17 protein-coding genes and 1 pseudogene are annotated in these 16578 nt (G+C 68.4%); 9 read left to right on the top strand and 9 right to left on the bottom strand.

The genetic code is table 11. The features are described from left to right. Positions 1–103 precede the first annotated feature (103 nt). The 3 genes from ribA (at position 104) to J3U95_RS06230 (ending at position 3350) form a co-directional block, all read left to right on the top strand. Positions 104–796, top strand: a complete 693-nt coding sequence (ribA, locus tag J3U95_RS06240; RefSeq protein ID WP_109347095.1) for a GTP cyclohydrolase II — start codon at positions 104–106, stop codon at positions 794–796. An 83-nt stretch (positions 797–879) separates the two neighbouring features. Then, complete coding sequence (locus J3U95_RS06235) at positions 880–2343, top strand: trypsin-like peptidase domain-containing protein (RefSeq protein WP_208277770.1); 1464 nt, start codon at positions 880–882, stop codon at positions 2341–2343. After that, positions 2340–3350, top strand: coding sequence for an FHA domain-containing protein (locus tag J3U95_RS06230; RefSeq protein ID WP_208277769.1), 1011 nt, complete (start codon positions 2340–2342; stop codon positions 3348–3350). Before J3U95_RS06235 ends, J3U95_RS06230 begins: the two co-directional genes overlap by 4 nt. A gap of 26 nt (positions 3351–3376) precedes the next feature. On the opposite strand, the gene J3U95_RS06225 is transcribed toward J3U95_RS06230, so the two are convergent. Then, entirely contained in the window at positions 3377–5803 is a 2427-nt protein-coding gene (locus J3U95_RS06225; protein ID WP_208277768.1) for a hybrid sensor histidine kinase/response regulator, read from the bottom strand. Positions 5804–5934: 131 nt separating this feature from the next. On the opposite strand from J3U95_RS06225, the gene J3U95_RS06220 reads away from it, so the two are divergent. The 3 genes from J3U95_RS06220 (at position 5935) to J3U95_RS06210 (ending at position 9018) form a co-directional block, all read left to right on the top strand. After that, positions 5935–7005, top strand: a complete 1071-nt coding sequence (locus tag J3U95_RS06220) for a sensor histidine kinase (protein WP_370662043.1) — start codon at positions 5935–5937, stop codon at positions 7003–7005. Next, positions 6993–7700 (top strand): LytR/AlgR family response regulator transcription factor, encoded by a 708-nt coding sequence (locus J3U95_RS06215; protein WP_208277766.1) that lies wholly within the window; start codon positions 6993–6995, stop codon positions 7698–7700. Before J3U95_RS06220 ends, J3U95_RS06215 begins: the two co-directional genes overlap by 13 nt. 97 nt (positions 7701–7797) lie before the next feature. Next, entirely contained in the window at positions 7798–9018 is a 1221-nt protein-coding gene (locus J3U95_RS06210; protein ID WP_208277765.1) for an acyltransferase family protein, read from the top strand. A gap of 1 nt (position 9019) precedes the next feature. On the opposite strand, the gene J3U95_RS06205 is transcribed toward J3U95_RS06210, so the two are convergent. Continuing rightward, positions 9020–9595 (bottom strand): phasin family protein, encoded by a 576-nt coding sequence (locus J3U95_RS06205; RefSeq protein ID WP_208277764.1) that lies wholly within the window; start codon positions 9593–9595, stop codon positions 9020–9022. Between the two features lie 193 nt (positions 9596–9788). Here J3U95_RS06205 and J3U95_RS06200 point away from each other — a divergent pair, with 193 nt between their 5' ends. Beyond that, positions 9789–10601 (top strand): hypothetical protein, encoded by an 813-nt coding sequence (locus tag J3U95_RS06200; RefSeq protein WP_208277763.1) that lies wholly within the window; start codon positions 9789–9791, stop codon positions 10599–10601. A gap of 50 nt (positions 10602–10651) precedes the next feature. On the opposite strand, the gene J3U95_RS06195 is transcribed toward J3U95_RS06200, so the two are convergent. Next, positions 10652–11563: an ion transporter gene (locus tag J3U95_RS06195; protein WP_208277762.1), complete on the bottom strand. Its 912-nt coding sequence runs from the start codon at positions 11561–11563 to the stop codon at positions 10652–10654. Positions 11564–11596: 33 nt separating this feature from the next. Beyond that, positions 11597–12151: an NADPH-dependent FMN reductase gene (locus J3U95_RS06190; protein ID WP_208277761.1), complete on the bottom strand. Its 555-nt coding sequence runs from the start codon at positions 12149–12151 to the stop codon at positions 11597–11599. 237 nt (positions 12152–12388) lie between these two features. Here J3U95_RS06190 and J3U95_RS06185 point away from each other — a divergent pair, with 237 nt between their 5' ends. Continuing rightward, on the top strand, positions 12389–12748 hold the full coding sequence (locus J3U95_RS06185) for an NADH-quinone oxidoreductase subunit A (protein ID WP_208277760.1): 360 nt from the start codon (positions 12389–12391) through the stop codon (positions 12746–12748). Positions 12749–12754: 6 nt separating this feature from the next. Further along, complete coding sequence (locus J3U95_RS06180) at positions 12755–12940, top strand: hypothetical protein (RefSeq protein WP_208277759.1); 186 nt, start codon at positions 12755–12757, stop codon at positions 12938–12940. Between the two features lie 52 nt (positions 12941–12992). Here the strand turns inward: J3U95_RS06180 and J3U95_RS06175 are convergent, their stop codons facing one another. The 5 genes and pseudogenes from J3U95_RS06175 to J3U95_RS06155 form a co-directional block, all read right to left on the bottom strand. Then, positions 12993–13301, bottom strand: a complete 309-nt coding sequence (locus J3U95_RS06175; protein ID WP_208277758.1) for a hypothetical protein — start codon at positions 13299–13301, stop codon at positions 12993–12995. 2 nt (positions 13302–13303) lie between these two features. Next, positions 13304–14571, bottom strand: a pseudogene (locus J3U95_RS06170) (MFS transporter). 48 nt (positions 14572–14619) lie between these two features. Continuing rightward, on the bottom strand, positions 14620–15135 hold the full coding sequence (gene ispF / locus J3U95_RS06165; RefSeq protein ID WP_109347082.1) for a 2-C-methyl-D-erythritol 2,4-cyclodiphosphate synthase: 516 nt from the start codon (positions 15133–15135) through the stop codon (positions 14620–14622). Between the two features lie 19 nt (positions 15136–15154). Next, a complete protein-coding gene (ispD, locus tag J3U95_RS06160) occupies positions 15155–15892 on the bottom strand; it encodes a 2-C-methyl-D-erythritol 4-phosphate cytidylyltransferase (protein ID WP_208277757.1) in 738 nt (245 codons plus the stop codon). Next, positions 15889–16578 (bottom strand): hypothetical protein, encoded by a 690-nt coding sequence (locus tag J3U95_RS06155; protein ID WP_208277756.1) that lies wholly within the window; start codon positions 16576–16578, stop codon positions 15889–15891. The genes ispD and J3U95_RS06155 overlap by 4 nt, the downstream gene beginning before the upstream one ends.

The following is a 16578-nucleotide window of genomic DNA, read 5'->3' as shown; positions in this document are numbered from 1 at the left end:
ACCGGCGGTGCGGGCCGAAAAGCAGGTGATTCCGCACGGCCATGCCCGATTTCCGGTAAACTTCACGGCTATAAGTACATCGATATCGATTGGAAACACCGTCATGCAAGCCACCGCCGCCGCCGCACTCACCCCGCCTTCCCTGCTGGACTATGCCACCTCGTGCGCGCTGCCGACGCCGTGGGCCCAGTTCACGCTGCATGCCTGGGTGGAACCGGCCACCGGCAAGGAACACCTGGCGATGGCCCTGGGCGACCTGTCGACCGGCGAGCCGGTGCTGGCACGGGTGCATTCCGAATGCCTCACCGGCGACGTGATGTTTTCGCAGCGCTGCGACTGCGGCGCCCAGCTCGAAGGCGCGCTGCAGCGCATCGCCGAGGAAGGCCGCGGCATCCTGCTCTACCTGCGCCAGGAGGGCCGCGGCATCGGCCTGGTCAACAAGATCCGCGCCTACCGCCTGCAGGAAGCCGGCGCCGACACGGTCGAGGCCAACCTGCAGCTGGGCTTCCATGCCGATGCCCGCAACTACGAGCTGTGCCGGCCGATGCTGGAGCAGTTCGGCATCAAGTCGGTGCGCCTGATGACCAATAACCCGCGCAAGATCGACGCCCTGAACCGCATCGGCGTCACCGTCGCCGAACGCGTGCCGCTGCTGGTCAACCGCAATGCCTACAACAACAGCTACCTGAATACCAAGCAGGCCAAGCTGGGCCACATGATGGCGCCGCTGACCGCCGTCGAACAGGGAGAGCAAGCCTTGGTCGAACCCGCCAAAACGCCGGCATCGGCATCGTAATTGCGTGTAAACGTGCGCTAACGCGCGCAACGCTCGTTGATCCGGTGGCAAGATAGCATCTCACACTGCCATCAAACTATTGCATGAAACGAGCTGTCCTGGCACTCCTGCTGACCTGCACCGCCATCGGCATCGCCCTCGAGGCGACGTCGCCGCCGGCGGCTGCCCAGCCCCAGCCGCAGAATCTCGCTCCGCCCGCGCCGCGCACGACCCAGAACACCGCCGGGGCCGGGGCCGCCGCCGGCGCGCCCCAGATGCCGGTCGATACCGCGCCCGCGGCCACGCCGAACGCACCGCTGCCTGGCGAGACCGAGGCCCAGGACGCCCTGCCCGAACCTTCGCTGGCGGCCCAGGACCTGTACGACTCCGCGCGCGGCGACCTGCTGCAGATCCGCATGCTGCTCAAGAATGGCCGGACCCAGTCGACGGTCGGCTCGGGCTTCCTGGTCGGCACCAGCAACCTGGCGCTGACCAATTACCACGTGGTGTCGCAGATGGCGCTCGACCCCGCGATCTATACGGCCGAATACATCGACACCGACGGCAATACCGGCCCGGTCGAGCTGATGGCGGTCGACGTGCTGCACGACCTGGCCGTGGTGCGCATCAACCGCAACGGCAGCGGCTTCTTCAAGGTGCCCGAGCAGCCGGTGCGGCTGCGCCAGGGGCAGCGCCTGTACTCGCTCGGCAATCCTCTCGACCTGGGCTTCGCGATCTCGGAAGGCGCCTATAACGGCGTGCTCACGCGCAGCTTCTATGACCGCCTGATCTTCAGTGGCCCGATCAACTCGGGCATGAGCGGCGGGCCGAGCGTGACCGCCAGCGGCACCGTGGCAGGCATCAACGTCTCGCGCCGGCGCGACGGCGAGTCGGTCAGCTTCCTGGTGCCGGTCAAGCACGCGCAGGAGCTGCTGCGCAAGGTGGCCGAACAGGCCGCCCCGCCGGCCGACTTCAATCCCCTGATCGGCAAGCAGCTGCTGGCGCACCAGGGCAATATGGTCGACAAGCTGCTCGAGGAACCCCTCACGCTCAAGGGCATGGGCCAGTACCTGGTGCCGGTGCGCGAATCGGGCGAGGTGCGCTGCTGGGGGCGTTCGAATGCCCGCGGCGCGGTCTACAGCACCGACTCGATGAGCTGCGTGATGCAGTCGGCGGTGTTCGTATCGGACGTGCAGCAGACCGGCAACGTGGCCATGACCCACCAGTACATCCGCAGCGGCACCATGGATCCGATGCGCTTCGCGACGCTCGCCAGCGACACCTTCCAGGTCAACAATCTGGGCAGCACGGGCGACCCGCGCCTGACCAAGCCGTTCTGCACCGAGCGCTTCGTGCATACCCGGACCCTGCCGCTGCGCGCCGTCACCTGCGTGCGCGCCTACCGCAAGTTCGAGGGCCTGTACAACTTCACGCTGCTCACGGCCAGCACGGACGCCTCGCAATCGAGCCTGCAGAGCCGCCTGGACGTGTCCGGCGTCTCCTACGAAAACGGCCTGCGCGTCACGCGCGCCTACCTGGGCGCCTTCGGGCGCAGTGGACGGCGATGAGCGAGCACACCAGCCAGCCATCGAGTCCGACGGCCAGCGCACCGGCGCGCACCGAGTCGCTGCGCGGTCCGTGGACCATCGAGACCCTGGCGCGCAACGGCGAGGTGCTGCACCGCCATCGCGTGGCAGGGCTGCCGATCCGCATGGGCCGCGCCTACGACAACGACTTCATCGTCGACGACGACTACGCGGCCGCCCACCACGCCGTCGTCGAAGCCGGCCCGGACGGGCGGCTGCGGCTGCGCGACCTCGGCAGCCGCAACGGCATCGTGCACAAGAGCCGGCGCATCAAGGACGAACTGGCGATCGACGGCGACACCGTGGTGCGCATGGGCCATACTTCGCTGCGCATCCGCGGCGCCGCGCACCGGGTCGCACCGGAACTGGTCGACCGCACCATGCACGGCTGGGAAGGCATGCTGCCGGGCGGCGCCGGCATCGTGCTGGCCGTGCTGGCGGCGCTGCTGGTGGCCTGGCTGACCGACACCAGCAACGATCTCGAGCGCTATGCCCTGTTCCCGGCCGCGGCCAGCGGCATCGGCCTGGTGTGGGCCGGCCTGTGGGCCTTCGGCAACCGCCTGTTCGGGCGCCGCGCGCGCCTCGGGCGCCACCTGTTCATCTATGGCTGCGCACTGGCGGCGCTGGTGGGCGTGCGCCTGCTGGCCAGCGTCGTGGCCTATGCCTGGTCGCTCGAATGGCTGACCGCCTACGCCTCGCACGCGGCGGTGGCGACGGTGGCGGTGGCGGTCTACTTCCACCTTGCCACCGTCACGCCGCAGTTCCGGCGCCGCCTGCGCCTGGCCTGCGGCGCGCTGGCGGTGCTGGCGTCGAGCCTGATCCTGGCCGGGAACATGCAGCGCCACGGCCGCACCGCCGACGAGCTGTACATGCCGGTGCTGCTGCCGCCCGAGCTGCGCGCCAGCCCGGACGTGCCGGTTGCCGACTACATCGACCAGGTCGGGGCCATGAAGAAGGACATCGACGCCGAACGTAGTGGTGGCAACTAAGCGGCAACTGAATCCGCCGGAGCGCGCTAGCCCAGCCGGCCCAGCAGCCGGCTCACCGATTCGGCCGCGATCGGCTTGGTGAAGTGGTGATCGAAGCCGGCTTCGCGCGCGCGCAGCTGGTCTTCTTCCGAACCCCAGCCGGTGACGGCGACGAGGGTCGTGTGCGCCAGCGCCGGCATGGCGCGCAGCCGCGCCGCCAGCTCGTAGCCGGTCATGCCCGGCATGCCGATGTCGAGGAAGGCGATGTCGGGCGTGAAGTCGCGCACCAGCGCCAGCGCGTCGCGGCCATTGGTCGCGGTGCGGATCTCGTGGGCATTCATCTGCAGCAGCAGCGACAGGCTCTCGGCGGCATCGGTATTGTCGTCCACGACCAGGACGCGGAAGCGGCGGCGCGGGAGCGCCCGCTGCTCTTGCCGCGGCTCCTGCACGGCCTCGTCCTGCCCGGCGCCTGGCCGCGCGCCGAGCGGCAGGCGCACGGTGAAGGTGCTGCCCTGGCCGGCGCCGGCGCTGTGCACCGAGATGGCGCCGCCGTGCAGGGTCACCAGCTGGCGCACCAGCGACAGGCCGATGCCCAGCCCGCCCTGGGCCAGGCCGCCATGGTCGCCGACCTGGCTGAACATCTCGAAGATCGCCTCCTGGTGCTCGGGCAGGATGCCGACGCCGGTGTCGCTCACCGCGATCGTGGCCTGGCCCGCATCCTTGCCCACTTCCAGGCGGATGTCGCCGCCGGGCGGGGTGTACTTGGCGGCGTTGGTCAACAGATTGCTCACCACCTGGGCGATCCGGGTCGGATCGAGGTCCAGCAACAGCGGCTCCGGCCACAGGATGACCTCGAGCCGATGACGCGCGCCCTGGATGACCGCCGTGCTGGTCTCCACCGCGCTCGCCATCACCCGGTTGAGGTCGACCAGCTGCTTGCGGATCTCGATCTTGCCGCTGCTGACGCGGGCGATGTCGAGCAGGTCGTCGACCAGGTGCGACAGCTGATGGGTCTGGCGCTCGAGCATCTCGCGCACGCGCGCCATGGTGTCGGCACTGTCGGCGCGCAGGCGCATGATCTCGAGGCCGGTGCGGATGGTCGCCATCGGGTTGCGCAGCTCGTGCGCCAGCACCGCCAGGAATTCGCTCTTGCGCCGGCTCGCTTCCGACGCCTCGCGGGCCAGGCGCCGCATGTCCTCCTCGATGCGCTTGCGTGCGCTGGTGTCGCGGAACAGCAGCGCCACCTGGCGCGCCTCGGGCGCGCCGATGCGCGAGGCATTGACCTCGAACCAGCGTTCGAGCTTCGGCGAGTATTCCTCGAACAGGATCGACTCGCCGGTGCGCGCCACCGCGCCATAGCGTTCCAGCCAGACCGATTCGAGGCCGGGCGCCAGCTCGTGCACCGAGCGCCCCCTGGCGTCGGGAATGCCGCTCTGGATCGCGAACATCGGGTTCACCTCCAGGAACACAAGGTCGACCGGTGCGCCGGCGCCGTCGAAGGTCACCTCGAGGATGCAGAAGGCTTCGTCGACTTCCTCGAACAGCTTGCGGTATTTTTCCTCGGACTCGCGCAAGGCCGCCTCGGTGCGCTTGACGCGGTCGATGTCGGTGACCACCGAGACCTGGCCGCTGATCCTGCCGTCGGCATCGACGATCGGCACCGAGCTGATGTGGGTCCAGATTTCACGGTCGTCATCGGCACGATACAAAGCCTCCATCCCCGGCACCACGCGCTCGCCGCGCAGGGCGCGCGCTCCGGGGAAATCGTCGGCCGCCACTGGCTTGCCGGCGCCATCCAGGATCGTCCAGCGCGCGAGCCGCTGCGCGTCGCGCGAGGGCATGAAGCGGGTCGGCACGTAGCGCTGCATCGCATCGTTGGCCAGCACGACCGCACCACTGGTGTCGGTCACGGCCACGCCCACCGGAAGGCTGTCGAACACCGCCGACAGGCGCGCTTCGCTGGCCTGCCGCGCCTGGTCGGCGCGGCGCGCCTCGAGCACCGGACCGGTGGTCTCGAACGCGGTATGGACGAAGCCCCCGACCGCGCCATCGAGGCCGCGCAAGGGCACGTAGGACGCGCTGAACCAGCGCTGGCATTCCTCGTCTCCCGGCGGCAGCGTCACGCACAGGTCCTCGACGTGGGCGGGCCGTCCCGCCATGGCGGCGTCGGCCAGCGGCCTGACCTCGGGCCACATGGTGGGCATGACCTCGCTCAGTGGCTTGCCGAGCGCGCCCGGATGGGCGGGGCCGAGCAGCGCCGCATAGGCATCGTTGTACAGCATCAGGTAGCGCCCGCTCCAGCACACCAGGGTCGGATGGGGCGCATCGAGCATCAAGTCGAGCGCCACGCGCAGCTCGACCGGCCAGGCGCCCGGCTCGCCCAGCGGAGTGGACGTCCAGTCGTGGGTGGCAAGCACGGCCTGCATCCGTTGTGGATCGTTGGAGTCGTCGCTGTATGGGCCAAGTGTACGCATGGCCCATTGTCGCACGATGAGCTTGGAGGCACGGCAATCGTCACCAATTGTCACATCTGCCACGGCACGCCGTTTTGACAACCGTGGACCGATGCACGATGATCGGGTCTTTCTCAGATGGAACGCCAATCGTGCCTTCTTCCTCGCAGCGCGCAAACCGCAGCCTCGCCGTCGCCGGCATCGCCTGGGTCCTGTTCTGGAGCCTGATGGTGCTGGTGGCGCTCGAGGATTACCGTCGCGACGGCGGCGCCGCGCTCTGGCAGCCGATCCTGTGGGAGACCTCGTCGGCCGTGGTGGCGACCATCCTGTTCCTGGTCCAGCGCCGCTTCAGCCGCGGCGACGATGCGCTGGTCGCCACGCCACGGCGCTGGTTCGGCCGGCAACTGCGCTGGCTGCCGCTGTACTGGTTCGGTTTCACGCCCATCGTGTTCGCGATCCGCCACGGCATCTATGCGCTGGCCGGCGCCCACTACGAGCACCACCCCTGGTCCGAGGTATTCGTCTACGAGGCGCTCAAGATTTCGGTGTTCTTCGGCCTGTTCACGACGATCGGCTTCGGCCTCTTGTCCTATCGCGAGATGATGAAGGAAAGGGTGCGCGCCGAGCAGGCCGGCGCCCTGCTGCGCGAAGCCCAGCTCGAACGCCTGACGCGCCAGATGCAGCCGCACTTCCTGTTCAATGCACTGAACACGATTTCTTCCCTGATGCATACCGACGTGGCGCGCGCCGACGCCACCCTGGTGCGGCTGGCCGACGTGCTGCGCGCCACCCTGGCCCTGGGCGAGCGGCCGCAGGCGCGCCTGCGCGACGAGCTGCGCCTGGCCCAGGGCTATGCGGCGGTGATGGCCGAGCGCTTCGAGGGACGGGTGACGCTGGCCTGGGACGTCGATCCGGCCGCGCTGGACGTCATGCTGCCCGCCATCAGCCTGCAACCGCTGCTCGAGAACGTGTTCAAGCACACGGTCGGACGGCGCCGCGAGGCGACCGCGATCCGGGTCGCGGCCGCCGTCGACGGCGACACGATGGTCGTGCGGGTCGAGGACGACGGCGGCGTGCTGGACGACTCGTGCACGCCCGGCATCACCATGGTCAACCTGCGCACGCGGCTGGCGGCCCTGCACGGAGCAAGCGCCAGCCTGGCCTTGATCGCATTGGCGCCGGCCGGCGTGCGCGCGGAGATGAGGCTGCCATGCACCTGCTGATCGTCGACGACGAACGCCCGGCGCGCGACCGGCTGCGCCGCATGCTGGCTTTGGCCCCTGGCATCGGGTCGGTGCGCGAAGCGGTCGACGGCGTCGAGGCCCTGCGCATGGTGGAAAGCGAACGGCCGGATGCGCTGCTGCTCGATATCGAGATGCCGGAACTGTCGGGCATCGACCTGGCCGCATCGCTGCCGGCGCCGGCGCCGCTGGTGGTGTTCGTCACCGCCCACGAAGACTATGCGCTGCGCGCCTTCGACAGCGAGGCGGTGGACTATCTGCTCAAGCCCTTCGACCAGGCCCGCCTGCACCGGGCGCTCGAACGGCTGCGCGCGCGCCTGGCGGCGCCGATGCAGGCCGCGCCGCCGCTGGCCAGTGCGCCGCGCCAGCTGCTGGTGAGCGAGCGCGGCGCCACCCGCGTGGTGCAGGTGGCCGATATCGAGTGGCTCGAGACGGCCGATAACTACGTGGCGCTGCACACGTCCTCCGGCGCCCCGCTGCTGCGCCAGACCCTCGGCGCCCTGCTCGGCCAGCTCGGCCCGGCCTTCGTGCGTTGCCACCGGCGCGCGGCGGTGCGCCTGTCGGCCGTCGCGCGCATCGAGCCGCTCGACAAGGGCGATTGCGAACTGGTGCTGCGCAGCGGCGCACGGGTGCCTTGCAGCCGCCAGTATCGGCCCGCCCTGCTCGAACGCCTTTAGCCGGTTCGCCCCATGCAAGGCCCGGTTCGCCCCCTGGCGCTGGCATCCATCCCTCCTGCGCGCGATGCTGGTGTCTTCATCATCACCAGAGCGCGCCATGCAGCCAACCACTTCCGCGGGCAAGCAACGCCTGTATTTCCTCGACTGGGTCCGTATCCTGGCCTTCTTCGTGCTGATCGCCTATCACGTGGGCATGTACTATGTGAGCTGGGGCTGGCATGTGAAAAGTCCGCACGCCGGGACCGGCCCGGAACCGTTCATGCTGCTGTCCTCTCCGTGGCGCCTGAGCCTGCTGTTCTTCGTGGCTGGCGCGGCCTCGCATTTCTTGCTGCGCAAAATGGCGCCGGGAACCTTCGTGCGCCGGCGCAGCCTGCGCCTGCTGCTGCCCCTGCTGTTCGGGATGCTGGTCATCGTGCCACCGCAGCCCTGGCTCGAAGTGGTCGAAAAACTCGGCTATGCCGACGGTTTCATGGCCTTCATGCGCCTGTACCTCGCCGGCTACGGCGGCTTCTGCCAGGACGGCTGCCTGGTCCTGCCGACCTGGAACCACCTGTGGTTCGTCGCCTACCTGTGGGTGTACACGCTGGTGCTCGCCGCCTGCACTGCGCTGCTGGGCAATGCCCGCGTCGAGGCGCTGGCCGCGCGCACCGCCGCCGCGCTGGGGGGCTGGAAGCTGATCGTGCTGCCGGCGCTGTTCCTGGCGCTCGTGCGCATCCTGCTGGCCGACCGCTTCCCGAGCACCCACGCGCTGATCGACGACTGGTTCAACCACGCCACCTACCTGCCGATGTTCCTGCTCGGCGCCCTTGTCGCAAGCAGCCGCACCGTGTGGGCGCACATGGAGTGCGTGCGCTGGATCGCGCTCGGCATCGCGCTAGCCGGGTGGGCCGCCATCGTGGCCTGGCATGCCGCGCCCCACCATGAGCACAGCGCGCAGATGATGGCGATCTGGGTTCCCATCATGCGCTGCGTGTATACGCTGTGCGCCTGGAGCGCCATCGTCGCGGCCTGCGGTTTCGCGCGCCGCCACCTGGACCGCGACGGGCCGGCGCGCCGCTACCTCACCGATGCGGTATTCCCGGTCTACATCGCGCACCAGACCCTGATCGTGGTCATGGCGCACGCCTTCAAGCCGCTCAACCTCGCGCCAGGCGTCGAGGCGCTGCTGCTGATGGTGCTCACCGCCACCGGCAGCTTCGCGCTGTACGAAGCCGTGCGCCGCCTGCCCTGGGCGCGGCCGTTGTTCGGCCTGGCGCCGCGGGCGAGGACCGCGGGCACGCCAACCCCGGCGCACGGCCAGGCACTGGCGCCGCGCTGACTCAGTGGGTCACGCCCGCCTGACGCACCTGCTGGCTGGCCTGGGCCGCCTGCTGGCTGGCCTGCTGTGGCGACGGGGCCGGCTGCAGCGCGCCATCGGCACGCGCATGGATTGCGCCATCGGCGCGCGTGAACGGGTCGGTCATGGTGCGCAGCGCCTCCTGCTGGCTGCGGATGCCGCGCTCGGCTTCCTCGGCCGAGGTGCGCGCCACTTCGTCGACCACGGCGCGCGCGGTGCGGGTGGTGTTCTGCACGTGCTGCTCGGTCACGCGCGCCAGCTCGACCTGGGCATCGGTGGCCAGGCGCGAGATGTGCTGCTGGTAGGCGCGCAGCTTCTCGGTGGCCGGCTGGGCCCGCGCCGAGGCCGCGCCCAGCAGGTCGGACTGGCGGTCGACGCTCAGCACGTGCTGGCTGGCCAGCGTGGTTTCCTCGAGCATGGTCTGGGCCAGCTGGATGTTGAGCTCACACATCTCCTGGAAGGAACGGAACAGGGATTTGGACATCTCGTTGACGAAGGCGGTCTGGGCGTCCATATGGGTGCGCACGGCCGGCGTCACGGATTGCGGAAACGGATACATGCATGCCTCTCTGTGAATGAATGAGATCGAATGTGCAATGGCGTGCCTCGGCACGAGCAACGAGACTAAAACGCTCCCACTCCTGCACAGTTGAGGTGCACCAAACGTGCAGTCCCCCCAGTGCACGCGAGCTGGCCCGATCCTTGCATGTCAGAAAGCACCCTGGATTCCAAGGGCTTTGTGGGAGGTAAAGATGATTGGACAGAACGATGTAGTCGAATTCGCGGGCATGCCGGGCCGCACGGTCCGCGTGCTGTGGATCGAGCAGCCGCAGGCGCTGGCCTGGACCTATCAACTGGGCAGCCATGCCGCCATGCCCGAGCCGATGCCGGTGGCGGCGCTGGAAGAAGCGCTGGCGTCAAGCCGTGCGCGCCGCCTTCTGGTCGACCCGTTCGCCGCGGCGCCGCCGCGCGAGCCGGTGCCACAGGGCTACCTGAACCTGCAGGCCAAGGCCTGGTCGGCCGTGCGCGCCCTGCACGCCGACCGCAAGGCGCTGTACGATCCGCGCCAGCGCGCCACGCTGATGGCCGGCTACGCCGCCGCCCACGGCATGTCGAAATCGAGCATCCTGCGCTACCTGCGCCGCTACTGGGAGCGTGGCCAGACGCCCGACGCCCTGCTGCCCGACTACGGCAATTCGGGCGCGCCGGGCCGCACCCGCGCGGTCACCGCCGGCATCAAGCGCGGCCGGCCGCGCAAGGGCGCCGGCACCGGCACCAATGCCGACGAGCGGATGCGCGCGATCTTCCGCGCCGCCGCCGCGCGCTATGCCGCCAGCAACGACGGCTTCTCGCGCCGCGCCGCCTATCGCCAGATGATCGAGGACTTCTTCCAGGACGTCGACGCCGGCGCCCTGCCCAGCTTCGGCCAGTTCAACTACTGGCTCGAGCGCGACGCCGCCGTGCCGCCGCCGGTGACGCTGGCGCGCCCGGCGCCACCGCGTGCGCCCGTGCATGCGCCAGCGCATGCACCGTCGCGGTACGCGATGCACGCCGCCATGGCCTGACCAATCGCGGTGCACCGCGCACCATCATGGTGTGCGGTGCGCGCGCAGCGTCAACCTTGCGCCGGCGCCAGCGGCGCACCGCAATCCTTGCAGAAGTGGGCACGCGGGTCATGGTCTCCGCTGCCGCAGGCGCCGCACTGGCGCGGGATGCCGCGCGGGGCGTGACGCGACATCTTCTGCGACGTCATCTCGGCCGATACGATCCCCGTGGGCACCGCCAGGATGCCCCAGCCCAGCAACACCATGAACGAGGCGATCGCCTTGCCCACCGGCGTGTGCGGCACGATGTCGCCATAGCCCACCGTGGTGATGGTCACCGTGGCCCAGTACATCGACATCGGGATGCTGGTGAAGCCGTTATCCGGCCCCTCGACCACGTACATCACGGTGCCCAGGATCAGGATCAGCATCAGTACCACCGACAGGAACACCATGATCTTGCGCCGGCTGGCGACCAGGGCTTCGCCCAGGCGCGTGTATTCCTCGATGTACAAGGTCAGCTTGAAGATGCGGAACACGCGCAGCAGGCGCAGGATGCGCACGTCCAGGAACACCTGGCTGCCCGGCAGCAACAGGGACAGATAGGTCGGCAGCACCGACACCAGGTCGATGATCCCGTAGAAGCTGCGCGCATAGCGCACCGGGCGCTGCACGCACACCAGGCGCGCGATGTATTCGACCGTGAACAGCAGGGTGAAGCCCCATTCGAGCACCGAGGTCAGGCCGGAATACTGGCTGTAGATGGCCGGCACGCTGTCGAGGATCACGACCAGGATGCTGAGCAGGATCAGGATCACCAGCACGATGTCGAAGCGGCGCCCGGCCGGCGTGTCGTTGCCGAAGATGACGTCGAACATGCGCGCGCGCCAGCCGTCCGGCGGACGGCCCAGCAGCGTGGGCAGGTCGCGCGGCGGCGTCGGCACGAATCTGCTATCGGTCTTGCTGTCGGTCGCGCGGATCATCTGCAGTAAAGACCCGCGAGCGGAAGCACTTCCTTATTTGGCATGCTGCTCCACCCAGGCGCCGAAGGCAGCCATGAATTTCTGGAAGAAGGCGCGCGACGATTCGTCGACCAGCTTGTCTCCCTCGTACTTGCCGGCGACACCGCCGACATAGGCTTCCGGCGCCGGCATGGTCGGCATGTTCAGGAACGGCAGCATCTGGCGCAGGTGGTGGTTGGCGCCGAAGCCGCCCAGCGCGCCCGGCGAGACGCTGACGATGGCGCAGGGCTTGTCGGCGAAGGCCGCCTTGCCGTAGGGGCGCGAGCCGACGTCGATCGCATTCTTCAGCGCGCCCGGCACCGAACGGTTGTATTCCGGGGTGCAGAACAGGACGCCGTCGGCCTGGCGGATGGCGTCGCGAAACGCGGCGAATGCGCTTGGAGGCGGATCGGTCTCGTCGTCCTCGTTATACAGGGGCAGGTCGCGCAGTTCGACGATCGTCAGTTCGAGGCCGGCGGGCGCCAGTTCGATCAGGCTGTGGGCGACGCGGCGGGTGTACGAATCCTTGCGCAGGCTGCCGACGAGGACGGCGATTTTTTTCGAGGCCATGGTGCTCCTTTGGGTTTTGGATGAGGTCGATTTGCCAACCCCTGATGATAACCAGTTTGCGTCGCGCACGGAGCGGATCGATGCCAGTTGCGTGTAAATACCTGCGTAAACACAGTAATTGCACGCAAAATGCCTGGTTGGCAACAGGGTTATATGCGGTTAGAATCGAGCCAACTTTGCCTGTCGAGGCCGCACCATTCCTTTATCAACCCACGCGCATCACCGCGCAGCAGAACCATGAATCTCGAAGAATACTTCCCCGTACTCATGTTCATCATCATCGGCATCCTGGTCGGCGTCGCGCCGCAGGTGCTGGGCCGCGTGCTGGGTCCGCATCGCCCCGATGAACAGAAGCTGTCGCCTTACGAGTGCGGTTTCGAAGCCTTCGGCGATGCGCGCATGCAGTTCGACGTGCGCTTCTACCTGGTCGCGATCCTGTTCATCCTGTTCGACCTGGAAGTGGCCTTCCTGGTGCCATGGGCGGTGGTCGTCACCGACATCGGTTCGACCGGCTTCTGGGCCATGATGGTGTTCCTGGGCCTCTTGACCATCGGCCTGGCCTACGAGTGGAAAAAAGGCGCGCTGGACTGGGACTGAGCCGCGATGGACGTCATGCTGTTCGTGAACCTGGTGATCGGCATCGGCCTGCTCGATGCCGCCTGGCGCTCGCACAAGAACGCGAAGCCGCGCACGGCGGCGCTGCTGGCGACCATCGCCGGTAGCGGGATCGCTCTGAGCCTGTTCATGCTTGCCAGCGGCGCTGGCGTCCCTCCTCCCAGCGTCGATTGAATAATCAAGGCCGCGAATCTCGTTGAACTTCGCGGCTTTTTTTTCGTCCCGTTCACAACCGCAAACGCCGGTACATCTGCAGGAAGCGCGTCAACTGCGCCTTGCTCATGACCGTCACCGGATCGCCATGCCACGCATAGAGAAACGGCTCGCCTCCCTGGCGGTCCGTGATCCGCACCGACAGCAAAAAGCGCGTGCCGACCGGATACCGTTCGGTGTCGAGCAGGCGGCGCGAACACTGCACCCGCATATCGGTCGCGAAGGCCTGCCCCGACACTGGCCGGATGCGCGGCTTGCTGCTCCCCGCGTCGAGCGCAGATTCCACCGCCACCTCGCGGTAGGCCCAGGCGTCGCGCGCCATGGTCAGGCTCCCGCCAGCTTGGGCGCGCGCACCACGGCCGCTTCGCGGATCGGCAGGTTCACCAGGGCCGCGGCCAGCGCAAGCGCCATGTCGGCATACCACATCCAGCTGTAGTCGCCCGTGTGCACCACGGCCAGGCCGCCCAGCCAGGCGCCGAAGAAGCCGCCGATCTGGTGCGACAGCAGGGTCATGCCGAACAGCGTGGCCAGGTAGCGCACGCCGAACAGCTTGCCGACCAGGCCGGCCGTCGGGGGACGGTCGCGAGCCAGGTGGCGCCGAGCGCGGCGGCGAACAGGTAGAAGGTCCACGCGGTCTTGGGCGCCAGCAGGAACAGCCCGACCAGCACGGCGCGGCTGGCATAGATCCAGAACAGCAGCGACTTCATGCGGTAGCGCGAGGCCAGCATCCCGGCGCCCAGGCTGCCCGCGATGTTGAACAGGCCGATCAGGGCCAGGGCCGTGGCCGAGACGCTGGCCGGCAGGCCGCACATCGCGACCTCGCCCGGCAGGTGGGTGACCAGGAAGGCGATGTGGAAGCCGCAGGTGAAGAAGCCCAGGTGCAGGCAGATGTAACTGCGGTCGCGCATGGCCTGGCGCAGCTGCTGGCCGAGCGAGATCGTGGGCGCGGCCGGCTGGGACGCTGCCGGCGCGGCGGCGGCAGGAGTGGTCGTGGAAGCTTCAGCGGCCTTCCTGCCGCGCAGCGGCCAGGCCAGCGGAATGGTCAGCAAGGTGGCTGCGGCCATGGTGAGCATGGCCCAGATCCAACCGGCGCCGGCGATGATGGCGCCCATCAGCGGCGCGAAGACGAACTGGCCGAAGGAGCCGCCGGCATTGATGAAACCGGAGGCGAAGGCGCGCCGTTCGGCGGGCAGGCGCTGGGCGGTGGCGCCGATCAGGATCGAGAAGCTGCCGGCGCCGGCCCCGGCCGCCGACAGGAAGCCCATGGTCAGCAGCAGCGCCCACTCCGATCTCATGAAGGGCGTGAGCGCGGTGCCGGCCGCCAGCATCAGGCCGCCGAGGGCGATCACTCTGCCCGGCCCGTATTTGTCGGCCACGGCGCCGAAGACCGGCTGGGCCGCGCCCCACATCAGCTGGGCCACCGCCATCACGAAGCTGATGGTGGCCACGCCGAGCCCGGTCGCGGTATTCAGCGGCGACAGGAACAGGCCGGTGGTCAGCCGCGCGCCCATCGTGATCATCATGATGGCGCTGGCGACCAGGATCAGGGTCCAGGCCGCGCGCGGCGAGAGCGTTGGGTTGGCGTTGGTCATCAGGCGATTATAGATTGCCTTTTCGACCTTTGCCGAACCCCGTCAATACTACTCTGTAGCAGCCCGGATCAGGAGCGCCGTCGAGTGCGCCGCCATGCCCTCTTCGCGGCCCAGGTAGCCCAGCTTTTCATTGGTCTTGGCCTTGATGTTGACCTGCTGCGGCGACACGCCCAGGTCTTCGGCGATGCGCGAGACCATCAGCGGGATGTGCGGCGCCATCTTCGGCTGCTGGGCGATGATGGTGGCGTCGATATTGCCGATGGTGTAGCCCGAGTTCAGCACGCGGTGCGCGACTTCGCGCAGCAGGGTGCGCGAATCGGCGCCGGCGAACATCGGGTCGGTGTCAGGAAAATGCTTGCCGATGTCGCCCAGCGCGGCCGCGCCCAGCAGCGAATCGATGATCGCATGCAGCAGCACGTCGGCGTCGGAATGGCCCAGCAGGCCCAGGCGGTGCGGGATGGTGACGCCGCCGACGATCAGCTTGCGGCCTTCGACCAGCGCGTGGTTGTCATAGCCGGTGCCGATGCGAAACGGAGGATGGGGGTTGTAGGATGCGAGTGCCATGGTGTGTGGTTCGTGTCGGTCAAATGGTGGAATCGAGCGCCAGGTACATCTCGGCGATGCGGATGTCGGATGGCAGCGTGACTTTCAGGTTGCGCGGATGGCCTTCGACCAGTCTCGGCGCCAGGCCCAACGCTTCGACAGCGCTGGCGTCGTCGGTAATCGCGGCCGGGTCCGTGGCCGCGTCGAGCGCGCGGCACAGCAGCGCGTAGGAAAACATTTGCGGGGTCTGGGCCAGCCACAAGCCATCGCGCGGGACGGTGGCGACCGCGTCCGCGCCGCTGCGCTTGACGGTATCGACCACCGGCAGGGCCAGCAGGCCGCCGGCCGCATGGTCGCCGGTCTCGACGATCAGGCGTTCGATCAGCGCGGCGTTCAGGCCCGGCCGGGCGGCGTCGTGGACCAGCACGCGGTCTTGTGCGCCGAGCACGGCGGCCAGCGCATGCAGGCCGTTGCGGATCGACTCCATGCGGGTCGCGCCGCCGCAGCGCAGCACGGTGACGCGACTGCCCTGTTCGTTTGCGTCGGGCAGCACGCCGTCGATGAAGGGATCGTCCGCGCTCACCACCACGTAGGTGTGGGCGATCAGCGGGCTGGAAAGGAAGGCGTCGACCGTGTGGCGCAGCATGGGCTTGGCGCCGATGGCCAGGTATTGCTTGGGGCTGCCGGCCGCCATGCGGGCGCCGACGCCGGCCGCCGGAATGAGGGCGACGTGCTGCTGCGCTGCCCTGTTCGTTTCGTTTGCTTGTTCGGTGGTCATGAACTGCTTCGTGTTGCCTGTCTAAGCAAAGACTGTACCTCACCTGCGCAAACCTTGCCCAGGCGAGCGTATTCCTGCGGCGTATCAATGGCTGCCTGCAATACTTCGACCTTTTCCATCTCACGTTTAATGTAGGGCATCCAGCTGCGGTCGACTTCGCGCTGGAGCAGGGATCGCGCTTGTCCGATGGGCGCATACAGCGGCTTGCCGGCGAAGCGCGCCGCCAGCCGGGCGCGGACGATGGCTTCGGCCTTCGGCAAAAAATCCTGGTAGGTCTGCAGGTGGCGCATCTCGTGGGCCAGCACTTCCCGGTAGGAACACGATCCCGGCGGGAATTCGCGGCTGACGTAGATCACAATCGGCGCGTAATACAGGTTGACGTCGATGCGCGGCGCGACGCACTCGTAGCCGCTGGACCGATCCGTTAACATGCGCCCGCCGACCTTGATGCTCACCCGCGCCTCGGTATGGGTCAGGCCCAGCACCCAGGAACCGCGGCGCACGCTGCCCTTCAGGCGCGTCAGGTCGAAGTAGGAGCGCGTGTTGTCGATGCGGTAGCCTTCGCTGCGGCTGGACAGCACCGAGATCGTCTCGCCGATGGTGTCCTCGCATTGCGCCTGGAACGGGGTGCGGGTCTGGGCCGAGGCCGGGGCCGACGCGACGATCGCAATCGCCGCCGACAACAC

Source organism: Massilia oculi, from assembly GCF_017582745.1.
GTDB lineage: Bacteria > Pseudomonadota > Gammaproteobacteria > Burkholderiales > Burkholderiaceae_D > Telluria > Telluria oculi_A.
The sequence above is the reverse complement of the archived record's forward strand: the minus strand, read 5'-3'. Positions and strand labels throughout refer to the sequence as shown.

Excerpts from the sequence above, each read along its gene's own strand:
- ribA (WP_109347095.1), top strand. The coding sequence starts at position 104 with ATGCAAGCCACCGCCGCCGCCGCACTCACCCCGCCTTCCCTGCTGGAC.
- J3U95_RS06235 (WP_208277770.1), top strand. The coding sequence starts at position 880 with ATGAAACGAGCTGTCCTGGCACTCCTGCTGACCTGCACCGCCATCGGC.
- J3U95_RS06230 (WP_208277769.1), top strand. The coding sequence starts at position 2,340 with ATGAGCGAGCACACCAGCCAGCCATCGAGTCCGACGGCCAGCGCACCG.
- J3U95_RS06225 (WP_208277768.1), bottom strand. The coding sequence starts at position 5,803 with ATGCGTACACTTGGCCCATACAGCGACGACTCCAACGATCCACAACGG.
- J3U95_RS06215 (WP_208277766.1), top strand. The coding sequence starts at position 6,993 with ATGCACCTGCTGATCGTCGACGACGAACGCCCGGCGCGCGACCGGCTG.
- J3U95_RS06210 (WP_208277765.1), top strand. The coding sequence starts at position 7,798 with ATGCAGCCAACCACTTCCGCGGGCAAGCAACGCCTGTATTTCCTCGAC.
- J3U95_RS06205 (WP_208277764.1), bottom strand. The coding sequence starts at position 9,595 with ATGTATCCGTTTCCGCAATCCGTGACGCCGGCCGTGCGCACCCATATG.
- J3U95_RS06200 (WP_208277763.1), top strand. The coding sequence starts at position 9,789 with ATGATTGGACAGAACGATGTAGTCGAATTCGCGGGCATGCCGGGCCGC.
- J3U95_RS06195 (WP_208277762.1), bottom strand. The coding sequence starts at position 11,563 with ATGATCCGCGCGACCGACAGCAAGACCGATAGCAGATTCGTGCCGACG.
- J3U95_RS06190 (WP_208277761.1), bottom strand. The coding sequence starts at position 12,151 with ATGGCCTCGAAAAAAATCGCCGTCCTCGTCGGCAGCCTGCGCAAGGAT.
- J3U95_RS06185 (WP_208277760.1), top strand. The coding sequence starts at position 12,389 with ATGAATCTCGAAGAATACTTCCCCGTACTCATGTTCATCATCATCGGC.
- J3U95_RS06180 (WP_208277759.1), top strand. The coding sequence starts at position 12,755 with ATGGACGTCATGCTGTTCGTGAACCTGGTGATCGGCATCGGCCTGCTC.
- J3U95_RS06175 (WP_208277758.1), bottom strand. The coding sequence starts at position 13,301 with ATGGCGCGCGACGCCTGGGCCTACCGCGAGGTGGCGGTGGAATCTGCG.
- ispF (WP_109347082.1), bottom strand. The coding sequence starts at position 15,135 with ATGGCACTCGCATCCTACAACCCCCATCCTCCGTTTCGCATCGGCACC.
- ispD (WP_208277757.1), bottom strand. The coding sequence starts at position 15,892 with ATGACCACCGAACAAGCAAACGAAACGAACAGGGCAGCGCAGCAGCAC.